Here is a 17,920-nt window from a genome sequence, read left to right as displayed (position 1 = left end):
AGAACCATTCTAAAAGCGATTCTGACCAAATACCAGAAGAGATCTTGCCGATAATACTGGATTTTCTGGGATCTAAGTGGCTTACTCGGGTTCAACACGCACGTGCAAGTGTGTTACAGCCGTGACACCATCTTTGCGGCTACGTTGCACTTTGACCAGATAATCGCCGGCTTTCTTATAGGTATGTTTGGTGACAGCATAACCATTTTCATCCAGTGGTTTGACATTGCCATCCGATTTCACACTAATCGAAGGGCTGCCATCCCCAAAGTCCCAGACCTCATTACCTGCCGTATTACCAAACGAGCGTACCTTGAATATGATGGGGTCACCCACTCGGTTTTTCAGCGAAGGCCAATACACGGCGTGGATGCGGGGCACATATTTCTCCAGATTTTTCGGATCGAGTACATGGACTTCCGCGAAATCATAATCGACATTGCCTTGTTGATCAGTGACTTTCAGGATCTCACTAAAAACTCCCGGCTGGTGATAGGTCCGTTTTACTTCAGCGCCACTTGCCGTAGTGCCATCTGTGAAGGTCCATTCAAAACTCTGAATACCGCCGGTTTTACTATAAGACTGAGAGCCTTTCAGAGTCGTTGAGCCTCCTGCTTTCAGAAAATGTTTGCGACGCGAGTTCGCAACCAGTTTGGGTTGATATTGGTTTCGATAAGCTTCCCAGAGAAACGCATAGCCGGCTTGTGTGCCCCATTTGCCAGAAGGCTGACGGCTCTTGATTTCAAAATGGAGATGCGACCAGCCACCGCTGGTTCCTTTCTTTCCCAGGATGCCGATTTCTTCCCCCTGTTTGATCAGACGACCCGGACGGATATGATCATTGATTTTATGGAGATGACTGTAGCGGTAATACCAGCCTCGTGCATCCATGAGATAGACCACATCGTAACGAGGTGCAACTGGTGTATCTTGGCGGTGCCCTTCGAGGACATCGGTTCCAGATGACACAACAACGGCATCTGTGGCGGCGATGACTTTAGTTAGCTTTTCGGCTCCGCCAATATCCAGTCCACTATGATAATAGATTTTGGGGAGAATTTTTTTGCCACCATCAACGGGTTCATTATCAAACCAGGTCCGAGTGGCAAACCAGCGTTGGTTAACGGGATAAATAAACGAACCAGGCTTGAGCAAGGGTGAGTCAGCGGGCCAAAATCGCAGACGTGTATCTTTATCCAGACCCCAGAAGGCCGGAGTTCCGTTTGAGTTGTACCCCTTGGTAATCGAACAATCGATCTGCACACGCCCTGTCTTTCGAGGCAAATTATACATGCCTGATTCAAGTGCGATTTTCTCATCATCAACCTGTACGGTGATGATCGCACTACGAACCGCCTGTCGGATGGGGTCGCGCGTCTCATTTAAGTCGAGTAGTTTAACTTGTACCTGTTCGCCATTACTCAGAGTGACAGTCGTGGACTCACCCACATTTAAGTCGACAACGCGCACAATCGGTTCTAATGTCGGTGGTTCTTCAGATCCTTCTAAAGTAATGTTGCAATTACAGAAACAGAGGAATGTCAGAATCATGAGGTAGCGCACAGATCGCAGATGTGACATCGTCATGGCAGGACTCTCTTTAAGTTGGTAGGTATACATCAGGAAGTATAATGTTTCTGGTCGGCGATTAAACCGGCAATGAAGCCCGCTTTAAATCCTGCATTGATATTCACAACAGTTACATTAGCGGCGCAACTGTTTAACATACCTAGAAGTGCTGCGATGCCACCTAAACTGGCTCCATAACCAACGCTGGTCGGAACTGCTATAACAGGGCAGGAGACCCAACCGCCAACAACCGAAGGTAGTGCGCCTTCCATGCCAGCGGCAACAACAATAGCGGAGACATTTTGAATTCGTGGTAATTGTTCCTGTAAACGATGCGGACCTGCTACTCCAACGTCGAGAATGAAGTCGGGTTTATAACCCATCCAGGTTAAGGTTTCGATGGCTTCTTCTGCCACGGGGCGATCACTGGTACCGGCGGTCAGGACGGCAATTTCCCCGGCAATGAGCTTTTCGTCAAACGCAGCATCTTTTTCCGGAATACGAACGGTGCGGGCTGTCTGATTGTAAATCGCCTGTGGGAATTGCTTGAGAACAGTTTCCGCTTGTTCTTCTGAAATCCGTGTTCCCAGACAACGTTGATTTGATTCAAGTAATGTTGAGAAAATTTCAACAAGAGAAGCAGAAGTTTTTCCTTCACAGAATATCACTTCAGGATATCCGCAGCGTGAACTACGATCCAGATCGATGTTAGCAGAAGTCAAGATTGCTGATTTCTGCTGGCTCTGCTTCGCAAAATGAGAAACAGCCTGTTCCACAGAGAGTGACCCTTGACGGACTTGCTCAAATAGCGAAGAGAGTTGATCGTCAGACATTCGGGTACCTTGATTGACTTTATCAAACGAAGAGCAGGATGGTACACAAACTACCATCCTGCAGAATATTTTAGCGCGTGCAAGCACACATTTTGAAGTTAAATTTCGAAGAGAATCTTAAAATTATTCATCCCCTTGCCGCAGATTCGCGACGACACTGTAATCTTCGAGAGTTGTTGTATCCCCCACGCTTTCGCGACCTGCGGCGATGTCTCTTAATAGACGTCGCATGATTTTACCACTGCGTGTCTTAGGAAGCGCTGCCGCGAAGCGAATTTCATCGGGTGTTGCCACCACGCCAATCTGGGTACGTACATGCTGTTTCAGCTCTGCCTTAAGTTCATCGCCACCATCGTCAGTAGTCAGAGTGACAAAGCAGCAGATGCCTTCTCCTTTAATTTCATGTGGGAAACCAACCACGGCCGCTTCTGCGACATTCGGATGTGAAACGAGTGCACTTTCGACTTCCATTGTACTCAAACGGTGACCGGAAACATTAATTACATCATCGATACGTCCCATAATCCAGTAGTAGCCATCTTCATCACGTCTTGCACTATCGCCGGCCAGATAGCAGCCTTCAATAGTGCTGAAGTAAACTTCTTTGAAACGATCATGATCACCGTATAATGTGCGTAACATGTGAGGCCATGGTTGACGCATTACGAGTAAACCTCCCTGATTGTCGCCCAGGCTTTCACCAGCTGCAGTGACAATATCAGGGACAACGCCCGGTAAAGGAGTCGTACAGCTACCGGGTTTGGTTGCTGTCACACCCGGCAGGGGACTCATCATGATCCCCCCAGTTTCGGTTTGCCACCATGTATCAACAATCGGGCAGCGCTCCTGTCCGATAACAGTGTGGTACCACATCCAGGCTTCGGGGTTGATTGGCTCACCCACGGTTCCCAAAAGACGCAAGCTGGAAAGATCATACTTATTCGGCCACTCATCGCCCCATTTGATAAAGGCACGAATTGCAGTGGGAGCGGTGTAAAAGATGTTAACCTGATATTTCTCAATGATTTCCCAGAAGCGACCTTCGTCAGGCCAGTTAGGAGCCCCCTCATACATAACAGTTGTGGCACCGTTCGCCAGAGGTCCATAGACAATATAGCTATGCCCAGTAATCCAGCCAATATCGGCAGTACACCAGTAAGTGTCATCTTCTTTCAGATCAAAAACCCATTTAGAGGTCATCTTCGTTCCCAAAAGATAACCACCGGTGGAGTGTTGTACTCCCTTGGGTTTACCGGTACTTCCTGAAGTATAAAGAATAAAGAGCGGGTGTTCGCTATCAAGTTCAACGGGATCACACTCAGCGGAAGCTCCATCCATCAGATCGTGCCACCAGTAGTCCCGGTCGGGAACCATGTCGACTTCGCAACCAGTACGGCGGTAGACGACTACTTTCTCCACACTTGGTGATTTTTCCAGGCTCTGATCAACGGCTTCTTTAAGCGGAATGTTTTTGCCACGACGCCAGCCACCATCTGAAGTAATCACGAGTTTGGCCTGAGCGTCATTGTTCCGATCAGCAATGGCGTCTGCACTGAAACCACCAAAGATAATAGAGTGGGTGGCTCCGATGCGCGAACAGGCAAGCATCGCAATAGCAAGTTCGGGCACCATTGGCATGTATAATGTCACGCGATCACCGGTTTCAATGCCCAGCTTTTTCAAGCAATTTGCAAATTTGCAGACTTCGCGATGTAAGTCTTGGTAGCGAAGGACACGTGTATCGCCTGGCTCACCTTCCCAGACGATGGCGGCTTTATTTTTTCGCCAACTATCCAGGTGACGGTCAATACAGTTCACTGAGGCGTTGATTTTGCCACCGGTGAACCACTTTGTTTCAGGCATTTCTCCCTCAATGACTTGATCGTAAGGCTGTGACCATTCCAGTTCTTGTGCCAGATCGCCCCAGAAGCTGACGGGGTCGTCTTTGGCATGATTCCAAAGTTCCAGGTACTGTTCTTTACTGGAGATATTTGCCTGTTCTACAAACTCTGCCGGAGGTGGAAATGAGCGAGTTTCTTGAAGAACGCTTTCTATGTTTTCGTTGGCCTGGTCACTCATCGTTGTCATTCCCCTTTGTTTTATTTGGCGAGCGAAATAGGAACCGAGAACGTTGCTCATCAACGGCCTGATATTCAGGGACGTAGACTCGATTCTCTCTAATTTTTGCTGAATTATTAAATAATACTAAGTTAGTGATTCTAGGGCAGTATTTTTTCGAAGTCAACAAACTGACGAATGCTTACTATCAGAACTCGGATTGCTTGTTTATTCAAGTTATCCCAAGGTGAAAGAGGGGAAAATCAAGCAGATCGGGCTGGGTTAATTGGCTCTGATTCCACCTGCGAATGCGCTGTCGATGGTCTCATTATCAACGGGAAATGGATCATATGCTTGCTTCAAAAACTCTGCCGTCAAGATGTATTGATTACTGGCAACAAACTAATTTGCCCTCAAAAACACTACCATAGTACAGAATAGAGGCTAAAAGACGATTTGAGCCTTAACCAGGCACATTTTTCTTGCTTTCAATATGCAGTACCGTTTTAAAAGAAATTTGATGTTCAAAATAGTTATTTTTGTGCAAACAGATATTTGCGAAAAAGTGTCAACGGCTGAGCCAATGCCATGAAGTCATCAACCGGAAAATATTATATAGGGCTAGATCATATCAGGGCTGTCGCCATTTTTATGGTCTTTTCCTGGCACTTTATGCACCAAGAGATTTCCTTTACTTATACTCCTTCATTCTTTCCACTTTCTTTGATCAATGAGGGACATACCGGAGTTTCATTGTTCATGGCCTTGAGTGGTTATTTATTTGCGAAGCTACTCGATGGAAAGAAAATAAAATACGCTTCATTTTTGTGGAATCGTTTCTTAAGGCTCGCGCCGTTATTATTTTTTGTGGTGACAGTCATTGGGGTTCACCAATACTCAATCGGTGTTCCCTTTGAACTCTATTGTCTTGAGATTCTTAAAGGACTAATCTTACCAACCTTACCAAATGGAGGTTGGTCAATTGCAATCGAGTTTCACTTTTATTTATTACTACCTTTTTTGTTATACATCGCGCGTAAATCAAATTATTCTCTTGGATTTGCTATTTGCTTTGCGATTCTTTTACGACTCTTCTTATATGAAGAGGTCGGCCAAATTCAAAGGTTTGCATACTATACAATCATTGGAAGAATCGATCAGTTCCTCTTTGGTATGATTGCGTATCAAATGCGAGGTTATATCATGGGGCGCCATATTTTAGTAATTGGTGGCTTCATCGCATTTTCGATATTTTTTTGGAATTTTGATCAAGCAGGAGGTTTCCATAACAATCCGTCCTATCCCTCAAATCGACTCGTTTGGGTCGTTATGCCGACATTCGAAGGCCTCACATATGCATTACTCATTGCCTGGTACGATAATTCTTTTACGCATTCCACCGGTAGAGTATCCCGGTTTATTGCTCTGATTGGTACCTATTCTTATTCGATCTATCTACTACACTTTTTTTTCTACAAAGTTCTGATCTTAATTATGATCAGATATATTATGCCTGTCTCTAATTTCTATATCGCCCTTTGTTATTCTGTGTTGGGATTTTTGTTTATGGTGCCGATTGGCTACTTGAGTTTCAGACTCATCGAGTCTCCTTTTTTGAAGCTAAGAACAAACTACATCATAAAAAATGATGCAGAGCGTGTTTTGGAAGTACGCTCGTGTAATCACTTAGATAGCTCGGACGGCTAATACATCGAGAAGGCTGTTGATTGCAGTAGGCGTTACTCTGAGATAGCGCGAAGCTTCTGTTGTCAGATTCAGGAGTTGCCCCTTCGCGTCAACGACGAATCAAACTACGGTGTCTGCTTTGTTGTTTGAGAGGGCGGCGGGAAATTTCCTGCCAATGCCGGATGTCGATTTCATAGGGACCGTGCGGACGATCAAAACCACCATAATCGCGATAGTATTTTTCCAACTTTCCGATTTTCTGATCAACACGTAACTCTCCTCGTCGTTGACTTTTCGGTGAACGGCCCCAGACGATTTGGGAACCACCTGTTGTAATCAGACGATAAATCAGATCATCTAGAGAAAGTTCCGCACTCGTTCGTGACGGTGCTTCGATGGAAACAATATCAAGTTCTTTCCAATGAGGCCCGAGTGCTTCTGCCAACTGAGCGGCTCCAGTGACAGTCAAGTCTCCCCATGATGCGCCAGCAGGCCCCTCTGGGATCGATCGAATTCCCGTGATGACCGGATAGCGGCGGGCATCTGAAACAGAAAAATCTTCGGGAGGTAACAAAACGCCTTCACTATCAACCGGGTATAAACTCTGTTTGATCTCGACCATCGCTGCCGGTTTACGAAATAAGACTTCAACTTCTATGTTATTGGTCTTTCGAACGGAGACGACGTTCTGCACCCAGGGGTGTTTCTGAAATGCTTCTGCGATTGTTTGTACTAAGTTTTTATCGAGTAGTGATAATTGATCGGGCAGTTGATTTTGTGCCATTACCTGATCGACGATGTCGATGGGAACATAATGTGGAGGAGCTGGTATCAGTGAAAGATTTTTTGTTTCTATCTGGTATTCTTCTCGCTGAGACAGATCAGGGATGTAGCTTTTGAGCTTCTGAAAAAAGAATAAACCCGACGCGATGACTGCCAGAAATATGAGAACCTTAGGTCGGAAAAGCAATTGAATCAGGGAGGAAGGACTCAGCGCAGAAGCTTTTTCTTCTTCAAATTCTTCCTCTTCTTCAATAACTTCTTCGACCTTCTTCTTTTTGACAGGTCGCTTTTTAGATTTGGGGGCTTTTCGACTCATACGCTCTTTGTGATCACGGACTCTAACTAAACGAGGTACTTTTAAATGTAATGTGGTTCTGATCCTGTTGCAGAAACTATTAGGCCGGATGCATGACTAAATCCGTTGGAGCAATTACGGTGCTGGTTCTTACTTTATGATTATCGCAATCTGATGCTTGTCGAGTTGGGGTGCTCTATAAAAAAGCTGATATTATGGTGCCAAACAGGCCACTTGGTTAAATTTTGTCAATTTTGCGGCTTATCGGCTGTTTTAGTCAGGCAATGGATGAGAGCCCGTTCACACAATTCGCCAAAATCAATGCCGGCTTTAGCTGCTGCTTTGGGAACCAGGGAGTGATCTGTGAATCCAGGAATGGTATTTATTTCAAGTACCCAGGGTTGCTGAAAACGATCTAAGATCATATCGACACGGACAATGCCAGTTGTCCCTAGTGCTTCGCAGGCATTCACACCTGTTTTGGTAATTGCTTGAATCACATTTGTTGGGAAGTCGAAATCGAACAGATATTCGGTTGAGTCTTCGTGATATTTCGCTTCGTAATCAAAAAATTCATGTGGGGTTTGAATCTGAATCAGCGGTAGTACCTGATCATTAACCACGCTGAGAGTCCATTCGGAGCCTTTGATGGCTGACTCGAGAATTCCAAATGAGTCGTAGTGAAAACAGCGAGTCAGTGCTTGCGGTAATTCTTCAGGAGTCTGTACGATTGTGACTCCCAGGCTGGAACCTTGCGCATCCGGTTTTACAACCAATGGATAGCCCATCGTTCGTGCGTGCTGCTCAATTCGTTGTGCGTTATCTGATTCATGGATCAACACATAAGAGGGAGTATTCACATTGCATTGAATAAAACGTTCTTTGGAAGCTGATTTACTGAAGGCGAGTTTGGATGTCGATGCATCGCAGCCAGAATAAGGGACGCCCAATCGATCGAGAGTCGCTTGAATGGTGCCATCTTCTCCATAAGTTCCATGTAAGGCAATAAAGACGGCATCACAGTTAGTCCAGTCAAAGCACTCGAGATCGATCAAAGAGGGATCAATTGTTTTTACCTGGTGTCCGCGAGACGTTAATGCACGTGCTACGCTTTCTCCACTTTGCAGGCTAATGGTACGCTCAGCTGACTCCCCACCAGCGAGCACAACGAGATTGAATGTGGGTAGGGAATCGGTTTGTGAATCGGTCATCGAGAAGCTTCCTTGCCGCCAGATTCTATTTGTTTCGAGATTTAGTTTAACAGCCTTGTTTTACAGTCAATCCGGGGATTTTAGCAATCCTGCGTCAATCTGGAAATGTCGATCTTGAGTCAAGGCAATCTGTTAAAATAGGGTGTTTGTGGCCATTCTGGTCAAAGCTACTGAAACAGGCGAATGGTTTTTCTCAGATGTCGATATGCTTTTTTCCCCAACGATTCAGGTGAAACAGCAATTTTGGCCTGACCTCCTGAGTGGATCAGAGGTCGCTCAGAAAAAGCATCCAAGGAGACCCGAGCCAGATAGGATGTATTACTCAGTTTTCTTTTCCCTGTATTGTCGACTTCTGTCGTAATTTCTTCACGATGGATCAGATTTGAGTGTAAGTCATTGGTGTCAATTTCTGCAATTTCCTGAATGGTTCCTCTCAGAAGTTGACCAGGATATTCATCTAATAGAATCCGGACGGACTGTCCTGGTTGAATAAACTCAACATCTTCCTGGTCAACAATCAGGCGCGCCTGAAGTTGGTCAGGGTTGCCGATCGAACAAAGCCAGGTTCCTCGATCCAGGAAACAATTTCGATTTTCCTGATCCAGCGGCGAGCCTGACCAGTTGGGAAGTGATCCTTCTTCGGGAGAAGTCGATTTGGGTGGTGCTGGAATGACAGTGCCAGTAATAGGGGCTCTGAGACTAAGTCGCTTGAGGTCTGTGAGGCGTTGTTGCAGTTGATCTTCTAGATCGGTCAGTTGTTCTGTTGCAGTTGGAAGTTCCTGAGCAGCTTCCGGATCATCCAATTGACGTTTTCCCAGTGTGTCGATACGAATTTGCTGCTCATTGATTTGACCAGTCAATTTGAGTATTTCCTGTTGAATCTGGTCGTTTTGCAATTCAGCGATCAGGGAACCCTGCTGCAATGAAGTTTGTGGAGTGACTGCTGATTTCAGGAAACCAGGCGCGGTAACATAGACGTGCTTTGCGTCCTTCAACTCAATGAGCGCGGGAGTGGTAATACGATGGGGCAGAGGTATGAACAGCAAGCCGCCCAGTAGAATCAGTGTCAGTGTTGTACGTACCGTAAAACGTCGCCACTGAATTTGGCCTGCTTTAGAATAGGTCTGGATTTCTTTAACACCAGATTTCAAAGGCACAACCAACATTCCCATCAAAATAAAAGCCCCTAGCGCCTGAGCGATGATTTCCAGTCCATAGGGTTCCAGAACATAGTAACAAACCGACAAAATCACGATGACAATAAACCAACGGTACAAAACCGAAGCAATACCATAGAAAAACAAAAATCTTCGCAGACGCGTTGGCTCTTTCAGTAGCGTGGGGGCCTTGTGGCCAAAAAACCAGTGATGCAGGCGATTGGAAACAATCGTTTGTGCCCTTTGCCTCAAGTTTGGCACTTCCAGCAAGTCCAGCAAAATATAATAACCATCATATCGTAACAAAGGGTTTCCATTCAGTAACAAAGTACTGACCGAACAGATAAAAACGACATTCAGACAAAGTGAGTGAAATAATCCCGGATAAGAGAACCACCACAGGAAGACACAAATAGATGCAATGATTAGTTCTAGAAAGATACCAGCTGCACTCACAATGATACGATGCCACTTATTAGTCATTGTCCACGCATCGCTGACATTTACATACAGGCAAGGGATAAATGCCAGCAACATCACTCCTAACTCATGACATTCGCCCCCAAATTGTTTGCAGGCCATCGCGTGTCCTAACTCGTGCAGTATTTTAACAAAGGCCAGACTGAGACCAAGGAGTACCAGATTTTTTGCTTCGAAAAAAGTAGCAAAATCGGGAAGTTGTGCAATAACTGCTTCGAGCTGTGTAAGAATTAATGTCAATGCGGCAATCATTAATACGAGTGAAGCCAATAGAAACAATGGCGAAAAGCAAATAGATGACCAGGGTTGTAACCAATTTAAAAATCGATGTGGATCAAGACCTCGAAAACGAATTGCCAGGGGATTCATAAATCTGGAGCGAAATGCTTGCTTCTGTTTTTGGCTTCGACGTTCCAACAGGATTTCACCCTGCCCAAATGCGTCGGCAACGATTAATCCTTCCTGATGCAGGCGTGATAAAAATCCCTGTAGTTGTGCGGCTTCCAGTTTCTGGGGTCGAAATCGTTGTTCGTATTCACGTCGAACTGTCTCAAATGACACAATTCCATCCAGCATTTGAAGGATAAAAAATTCTTCATCTCGCAGTTGATAATATTGCAATGAAATCGGGTCTTTAATGCCCCAATATTTTTTGCCGCCGAATTGTAACTGTTGAATACTCAAGTCGGCTCGCTTTTGCAGACGCAGAGGTTGATTCGAAAAGTCTTGAGGACCGAACGACATGGTGGCTGTACTGTCTTTCGCAATCGAATGGGTTACTTGATAATCAGAGAAGCACGCATGCCCGGTTTGAGCTTGAAGTCGGGGTTTTCAATATCTGCCCAGACGCGGGTCTGGTGGTTGACCGGATTAATTTCCGGACTGACAAACGAAATTTTCCCTTGGAACTCGAGTTCATTCTTTGTTCCCTGATTTACGATCAGGACCACAGGTCGACCTTTCAAGTTTAGATTCTGCAGTTTAGATGCATTTACGAGTCCTTCTGCACGTAATCGATCCAATTTTAAAATTCGAAGCACGGTATCACCGGGGCGAACCCATTCCCCGTTCTTTGCCATAATTTGTACGACCATTCCCGATATCGGTGCCACAACTCTTCGACGTTGAATAGCCAGTGAAGCAATCTGTTCTGCATTCTGTTTCAAGCGAGCTTCTAATTGTGACGTCTTCGCTTCTTCTAAGGCCTGTTCGATTTCCAATTCTGCTTTTTCTGCAGTAAGTTTCAAGCGATCCAATTCGGTTTTGGAAATACTCTTGGGATATTTTTTGATGGAATCTTCCGCGCGCTGTAATTCAGAGTTCGCTACTTCATATGCTTTACGGGCAAAACGAATATTAACGTCATTTTCTGCTTTCAGATTCGACATTTCCGATTCTAATTTCGCCTGTTTTAAAAGTAAGACAGCTTCTGAATCTTCAATTCGAGCCAAGACTTCTCCTTCTTGAACCGACATACCTTCTTTGACCAACACTTTCTTGAGTTGACCAACTTCACGTGCGGGGACTTCTACCTGTTCTATGAGGCTTACTAATACTGAGTCAATTTTCAGGCCGGAAGAGCTCGGTGATTGTGCCCAGGCATCCGTAAAGCCACAACTCACAAACAATAATCCCGTGATAATGGTGGACAAATTAATCAACACACGTGAATGATTCATGATATTTAATTCCTGGTCACGGAGAAGGTAGAAGGAATTGATGAAGTCAAAGTCTGATGCAATCTTGGTTAACGGCGTTTTGGGGATATTTTCAACTCATATCACATCCACTTACAGAAGGCTACGTAAATTCAGGGAACTCTGCTTTCGAGATGGAAACAGATGCCAAAACTACGGAGAACATTGTCAGAATACCCTATTTTTGGGGATCCACAATTGAGATTAGGACAATGTGTCCGTTAAGATCGAGTAAAAGAATGGTATTAATAATACTGTAGAAATTAAAAATCGTTTGAAACTCTTTACATTCAGGTACTAATCCTATGGATCAGTCTTCAACAAAACGTGGTGATAAAACAGGTTCTCGTCGTGCTTTTCTCAAATCTACGGGAGCTGCCGTTGTGGGTGGTTTTTTCGCACCTGCCATTCTGGGGGCTGAGGATAAAGCCGGGGTTAAGAATCCGGTAATGGGTGAAGGCGAGTACAAATATGAAGCAATCCACGGTTGGGGCGAGGTTCCCAAACACATCCAATGGGGAGAAACACATGGTGTATGCGTTGACGAAGCAGGATTAATTTATGTCAAGCATCGTTCCAAAAACAAGATACCTATGGATGCCATCGTCGTATTCAGCCCGGAAGGAAAATTCGTGCGATCCTTCGGCAAGGAGTATCATGGTGGTGGGCATGGTATCGACGTTCGCAAAGAAGGAAACGAAGAGTTTTTATATCTCTCAGATACCAAACATGGAGTAGTAGCAAAGACTAATCTAAAGGGAGAAGTTGTCTGGAAAATCAGTCGTCCAGAAACTCCCGAACATTACAAGAAATCAAATACTCGCTACAGTCCTACAAATGTCGCCTTTGCTCCCGACGGAGGAGTTTATGTCGGTGATGGATATGGATCGCACTTTATTCACAAATACACAAAAGACGGAAAATTCGAATTCAGTTGGGGGGGAAGTGGAACTGAAGCCGGCAAGATGAAAACGCCGCATGGTATGTGGTTAGATGAGCGGAGTGGAAAACCAAAAATCGCTGTCTGTGATCGTGCAAACCATCGTTTACAATATTTCACGCTAGACGGAAAACATCTTGGTTTTGTGAATACCGTCAGCTTCCCTGCCGATATTGATATTCGAGGGGACCTCATGGTTGTTTCTGACTTGCATGCACGTGTCACATTGTTTGACAAGAATAATAACGTTATTACTCATTTGGGGTACAATCAGGATTGGACCAATCAAGTGCTGGATGGCTTTAAAGTTCGAAAGCAGCCCCGATTATGGAAAGCAGGACGATTTATTCATCCACATGATGCCTGCTTTGACGGGGATGGTAATCTCTTTGTAACGGAATGGGTTTCAGTAGGCCGGGTGAGTAAGTTGAAGAAACTAAGCTAATGCCAAGTTCCTTAACCCACAATCTTCACGTTTCTATTTTATTCACCATGGTTGGAGCCTGATGAATTTTTCTCACGAGTTCGACGAACAGCGTTTCTTCGAAATATGGACAACGGTAAAAATTGAACGCCCTGTGAACTTTTCTCTGTTTACATTTGGTGATCAGACTTTGCCTTATTTTCTGGTATGTGGTGCGCCGCAGCGTGGTTCTACGGTTAGTATTCGTAAGGGAGAAGTGAGTATCACACGTCCCACGATTATTACTCCAGACAGTATGGAACCTGAATTTCGAAACTTCTTCGAGGAACAGGAAGAAGCAGAAATAGCGGCTTTTCTCTTATCTCGTACAGCTGGTTTTTCGAATCTCAAATTTACAAATACCAGTGGCCCCGAACGTATTGTCAGTGACAGTATAGAAGAAGCGGTTGCCAAGTTGAATCAACAGCTTGATGACGAAGAAGAAGAGCACGTTGCTATTCTCAGTGCGCCGCCTGACATGGGAGGCATTGCCGTTATGCGTTATGCCGCTGAGCGTGTCTGGGAAAGCGCTCCTGGAAATATTCAGGAATTAAGAGAACGTGGTTTTCTTAACTGACAACAGAGTTTAGTTTTTCAGCTAAAATTTGTTTGTTCTCAGTCAGGATTATTTTGGAATTCGATTCAACGTATAATACGCTTGAGGGTGAAGTAAGGATTGTCCATCACTGCTCCTCACTCCATCCGCCAGCAATTCATGAACGTAGAGTTCACGGAGGCCATTGATCTTTAGTTTAACTTTTAAACCATCCGCAGAGGCAGTGAGGTTTTCGAACGTCAACTCTTTAGTCAAAATTTCGTCACTGCCATATGAGGAGTGGTACGTATAAGTATAGCTCTTCATTTTATAAGATCTTGGGTTGGTGGCAGTTTTGGGATCAACGGGTTTCGTGAATTCTAATTCGAAACCATCGGGCTGAGCACGCATTTCTTTAATTTCAAAGGGCATCTTCCGTGTCCAGACTAATCGTTGAAGTCCGTAAGAAGCAGTTCCCAGGCTGCTCCAACCACGGTTGCTTAAGCCGACGAACACACTTCCATCGGTTCCCTGGTCCATACGGAGTACGGCAGAGGCAAAGCCTGCACGGAACGGAAAGCAGGCTCCCTGATACTGACCATCAATTTTTTCCAGGAAGACACGTTGCATCGCGGCTTGTGTAAATTCGCCAATGAAAAGCTGACCATCAAACGGACCGAATTTCCCACCACTATTGTCGAGCATAATGTCTGTGGTCGACTGCCCGACTTTCTTGTATGGAAACCAGACTGCCGGAGGTTTGAGTTGCGGGAATTGTCTCATAGCCTCGGGAAAAGGGAGTCCATTGGGAATCGTTTCGATTCCCTGAATCGGCGATCCTTTCAGATTCATGGAAGCTAATGCTTCGACATGGTGAAAGAAGGCTCCTTTACGCATATGGTGCAACGTATTGGTGGCGACCCAGTTTCCCTGTTGATCGGTGTAGAACATATCTCCGGCACGGTTCACACCTAATCCTGAGGGAGAACGCATACCGGCACAGACGGGAATCAGTTTTCCCTCAGGAGTACATTTCATACCCCAGCCTCGCCAACGACCTTGTGAAAATCCGAGTGTCGGTTCATGGACGGCTCGTTGTTTGTGTTCTTGTTTCAGGCCCAGGCCAATATTCAATGTCAGCCACATGTTACCCTGGTGATCGAGTTTAGGTCCATAAGCGTACTCATGATAATGCCCTGTCACACCCCAACCTTTAGCAACTGTCAGATATTCATCTGCCACCTCGTCTCCATCGGTATCACGAATACGCGTCAATTCACTGCGTTGTACCGTGTAAAAGGAGTTATCCTTCCAGATTAATCCTAGTGGTTCATGCAGTGCAGTCGCAAAACGCTTGTATGTCACATTTTTCGGCGGCTCATCATACACGCCATCCAGAATCCAGATTTCACCTTTACGAATCGTAACGGCAAGGCGTCGTTCATCAAGCACTGCCATGCCACTCACCTCCAGTACAAGATCACCGGGCGCTGGCTTCCAATTTTGCGCACGAGATTTGGTTTGTGCTTTTGAGGTCGTAATCGAAACGAGTCGATAATAGTCCTCTTCGCTTTCGGCGAATGCAGACTGTTGCACGTCAATGTGAGCGAAGCACATCGTCAGCACAAAAACCAGAAGTGAGAAATGCAATCGCTTTACCATTGGTAGTTCACCTCGATTACGATGTTATCTGTGGCTGGAATTGGTATAAGCCAGTCGGTTTCATTTTCAATAGTATGTAGTTTACCAGTCTTTGCGAGAGTTCCTGAAATCGACACCGTTAAACCAGCATCATTTTTCATAGTAGTCGAATTGATCTGTTTCAGATATTTCCCCGTCAATCCACGGAACCACAGATTTTCCTGTTTACTTAATGGCTGATTTCGTTTGATCTTCAATCGTCGTTTCAGTGTTTGTTTTTCGACAGGTTCAAACCGGTCTTCGATTTCAAATTGTTGAAAGTAATATAGAAAGGTAGGGATACCCTCTGCATCAATTTTAAATCCTCGAAATTGATAAGGACTGTCTGCAGAACTGATTGCTGGCCAGCGTTGATTTAGACTGTTTAAGACCGCAAATGGTGATCCTGCAGGCATCAGCACAGGGCTTTCACCAAGGGGTATTGCCGGTGGTGCAAACCGAATAAACCAAGTTCCTTGTGCGTCGAGGAAGCGTCCTTTCCAGGCAATGGCAGGTCTCATATGCTCGGCATCAAATGCGAAATGAACTTTTTCCGGGAAGCCAACAGCAATCGCATGAGTTCCCGCAGCTTTCATAAAGGTGCGTAAGATAATAGGTCGTTTTTTGGGAACTAACTCATAGTTTTTCGACTTTGCTTCGATTATTTTTTCTGGTAGAGGCTGTTTCTTGCTCGCTTTAAGATAGGCCCAGGCAGAAGCGATTTGTCGATCCACATTACCATCGAGTAACGATTTATTCTGGCTTTTTCCATCAGGGAAAAAAGTAGGCATCCGAGTTCGCGGTTTGAGTGCGCCCGGGTTCAACAAAAATTCGCGAAACCAATTGGCATGCACGCGATTCGTGACATCACCCAGATCGGTACCTACCACCCCAGGCATGTTTTCGCCTCGAATCGGATGACATTGTATGCAACCTGTCTCCAGCATCGTGCGACCTGCAACAGCCAGTTTTGTAGAATTATGAAAAATTTGTTTTTCTGTTTGTCTCTGAGTGCGATCTACCGTTTCAAACATCGCAGGTAAAGTCGAAATGACTTTGGCAGGAAAGACTGGCATGCGAGCCAGCATATGGGGGCGAATGTCTCCTTTTCCATTAAGAACTTTTGTTAGCCATTTTTTTTGTAACTTATAACCGATGCCCACTAACGTAGGAGGAATGCGTCCTTCATCACCCAGGTCAATATGTCCGGCAGTTTCAAAATAAGGCTTACGATTGAAACCGACACCCCCTTGTTTCTCTCTTTCGTGACAGGCGAAACAGTTGAGTTGCAATATTTGAAAGCTTAAACGCTGTTCGGTATCTAATTTATTGTCGTCGGGTAATTTTTCCAACGTCTCTTGTATCGCAGTTTGCTGTTGGTCATCAAGAGGATAGTAGGGCAGGCCTTTCTGATGGTTAGTGAGACAGCCTGTCGACGCTTGCTTGCCTAATTTTATAACAGGCTTCGCATATTCTTTCGGCTGTAAATTTTGTACTGTGTGGCAATTTACACACCTCAGCTCTACAAAATATTTTTTACCTTCAGCAATGAGTGTGGAATCACTATTGGTAATTTTTATTTCATCTTGAGGTCGTTGATCTCTTAGTAAGTAGGCAGCGATATCCGCAGCTTCCACAGCCTTTAATTTGAGATTCGGCATACGTCCTGACGGCCGACTTTGAGCTGGATCCAGCAGAAAAAACGTTAATGCCTTACGAGTGTACTTTGCCGACAGATTCCCATGCGGAACCGACTTAACAGGACGCATTGCGCCTGACAAGCCTAGCTCTTTAATGTCTTCCGGGTCGAGTTGTGCGAGCATTTTGTCGGTAGGAGAAATTTTCGTTTCACCTGGTTCGTAGGTTTCATCCGGCTCATGACAGGCAACACAGCCGATCTTGTGGTACAAATTCTGTCCCTGTTTCACATTTCCTTTCTTCCAGAATTCATAAGGGACTGGATTCGAACCAGTGGCTTTAATTGTTGGATATGCGGTACGTTGAGTTGCTAAGAATGCAGCTAATGCGTTGATTGTCTGGCGTTTTTTGTTTTCTGAGAAACCATGTAGAACGTCGGGCATCGTTGTGCCGGGTTTGACTAAATGTGGAGATCTGAGGTAGTCCCTGATCCATGTTTGTAGCCGACGATTACCAATACTGGTCAAGCGAGGGCCGCGTTTGGGTTGTAAATCAGAATGTGGGGTCTGATGACAGGCGGTACAACTCAGCTCGCTCAATAATAGCCATCCGCCTGTTTGTGATTTGATCTCACCATGTCGAGCAAATCGGTCGAATCCAGATACGAAGGGGGGGCTTCCTATGTCAGAGTGAGCCACACTGCCATTAAACAGGAAAATATGCCCTAACAGAGAGAATATCAATAGCCGTCTCATTGCAAGTTTCTTTCGTTCAGAGCGCTCTAACAGGGCAGAATCCGTTTTTTATTTTCGTCACGATTTAGCCCATTCTAATTCTAGGTGGATATATTGATCATAAAGTAGCATTATACGCAAATCAATCAGGGCAGTTTAAC

General features: G+C 45.1%; 12 protein-coding genes. 3 read left to right on the top strand and 9 right to left on the bottom strand.

The window, feature by feature from the left end:
• Window positions 1–81: 81 nt before the first annotated feature.
• The 3 genes from V144x_RS27410 to acs form a co-directional block, all read right to left on the bottom strand.
• Window positions 82–1,587: a PKD domain-containing protein gene (locus V144x_RS27410; RefSeq protein WP_197998666.1), complete on the bottom strand. Its 1,506-nt coding sequence runs from the start codon at window positions 1,585–1,587 to the stop codon at window positions 82–84.
• Window positions 1,588–1,619: 32 nt separating this feature from the next.
• Window positions 1,620–2,402 carry a nickel pincer cofactor biosynthesis protein LarB gene (larB, locus tag V144x_RS27405; RefSeq protein WP_144990280.1) on the bottom strand — a complete coding sequence of 261 codons (783 nt, stop codon included), beginning with the start codon at window positions 2,400–2,402 and terminating at the stop codon, window positions 1,620–1,622.
• Between the two features lie 123 nt (window positions 2,403–2,525).
• Window positions 2,526–4,481, bottom strand: a complete 1,956-nt coding sequence (gene acs / locus V144x_RS27400; RefSeq protein WP_144990278.1) for an acetate--CoA ligase — start codon at window positions 4,479–4,481, stop codon at window positions 2,526–2,528.
• Between the two features lie 567 nt (window positions 4,482–5,048).
• On the opposite strand from acs, the gene V144x_RS27395 reads away from it, so the two are divergent.
• On the top strand, window positions 5,049–6,167 hold the full coding sequence (locus V144x_RS27395; RefSeq protein WP_144990276.1) for an acyltransferase family protein: 1,119 nt from the start codon (window positions 5,049–5,051) through the stop codon (window positions 6,165–6,167).
• An 88-nt stretch (window positions 6,168–6,255) separates the two neighbouring features.
• On the opposite strand, the gene V144x_RS27390 is transcribed toward V144x_RS27395, so the two are convergent.
• From V144x_RS27390 to V144x_RS27375, 4 genes are all read right to left on the bottom strand, one after another.
• Window positions 6,256–7,245, bottom strand: a complete 990-nt coding sequence (locus tag V144x_RS27390; RefSeq protein WP_144990274.1) for a cell division protein FtsQ/DivIB — start codon at window positions 7,243–7,245, stop codon at window positions 6,256–6,258.
• Window positions 7,246–7,472: 227 nt separating this feature from the next.
• A complete protein-coding gene (locus tag V144x_RS27385) occupies window positions 7,473–8,435 on the bottom strand; it encodes a D-alanine--D-alanine ligase family protein (RefSeq protein ID WP_144990272.1) in 963 nt (320 codons plus the stop codon).
• A gap of 167 nt (window positions 8,436–8,602) precedes the next feature.
• On the bottom strand, window positions 8,603–10,816 hold the full coding sequence (locus tag V144x_RS27380; RefSeq protein WP_144990270.1) for an HlyD family efflux transporter periplasmic adaptor subunit: 2,214 nt from the start codon (window positions 10,814–10,816) through the stop codon (window positions 8,603–8,605).
• 32 nt (window positions 10,817–10,848) lie between these two features.
• A complete protein-coding gene (locus tag V144x_RS27375) occupies window positions 10,849–11,751 on the bottom strand; it encodes an efflux RND transporter periplasmic adaptor subunit (RefSeq protein ID WP_144990268.1) in 903 nt (300 codons plus the stop codon).
• Between the two features lie 323 nt (window positions 11,752–12,074).
• Between V144x_RS27375 and V144x_RS27370 the strand changes: the two genes are divergently transcribed.
• Window positions 12,075–13,154 carry an NHL repeat-containing protein gene (locus tag V144x_RS27370; protein ID WP_144990266.1) on the top strand — a complete coding sequence of 360 codons (1,080 nt, stop codon included), beginning with the start codon at window positions 12,075–12,077 and terminating at the stop codon, window positions 13,152–13,154.
• A gap of 61 nt (window positions 13,155–13,215) precedes the next feature.
• Window positions 13,216–13,749, top strand: a complete 534-nt coding sequence (locus V144x_RS27365) for a hypothetical protein (protein ID WP_144990264.1) — start codon at window positions 13,216–13,218, stop codon at window positions 13,747–13,749.
• Window positions 13,750–13,797: 48 nt separating this feature from the next.
• Here the strand turns inward: V144x_RS27365 and V144x_RS27360 are convergent, their stop codons facing one another.
• Together V144x_RS27360 and V144x_RS27355 are read right to left on the bottom strand one after the other, a co-directional pair.
• Window positions 13,798–15,369, bottom strand: a complete 1,572-nt coding sequence (locus tag V144x_RS27360) for a hypothetical protein (RefSeq protein ID WP_144990262.1) — start codon at window positions 15,367–15,369, stop codon at window positions 13,798–13,800.
• Window positions 15,363–17,780: a c-type cytochrome gene (locus V144x_RS27355; RefSeq protein ID WP_144990260.1), complete on the bottom strand. Its 2,418-nt coding sequence runs from the start codon at window positions 17,778–17,780 to the stop codon at window positions 15,363–15,365. Before V144x_RS27355 ends, V144x_RS27360 begins: the two co-directional genes overlap by 7 nt.
• Window positions 17,781–17,920 lie beyond the last annotated feature (140 nt).

The sequence above is a fragment of the Gimesia aquarii genome, from assembly GCF_007748195.1.
Classification (GTDB): Bacteria; Planctomycetota; Planctomycetia; order Planctomycetales; family Planctomycetaceae; genus Gimesia; species Gimesia aquarii.
This window is presented reverse-complemented; position numbering and strand designations above follow the sequence as displayed.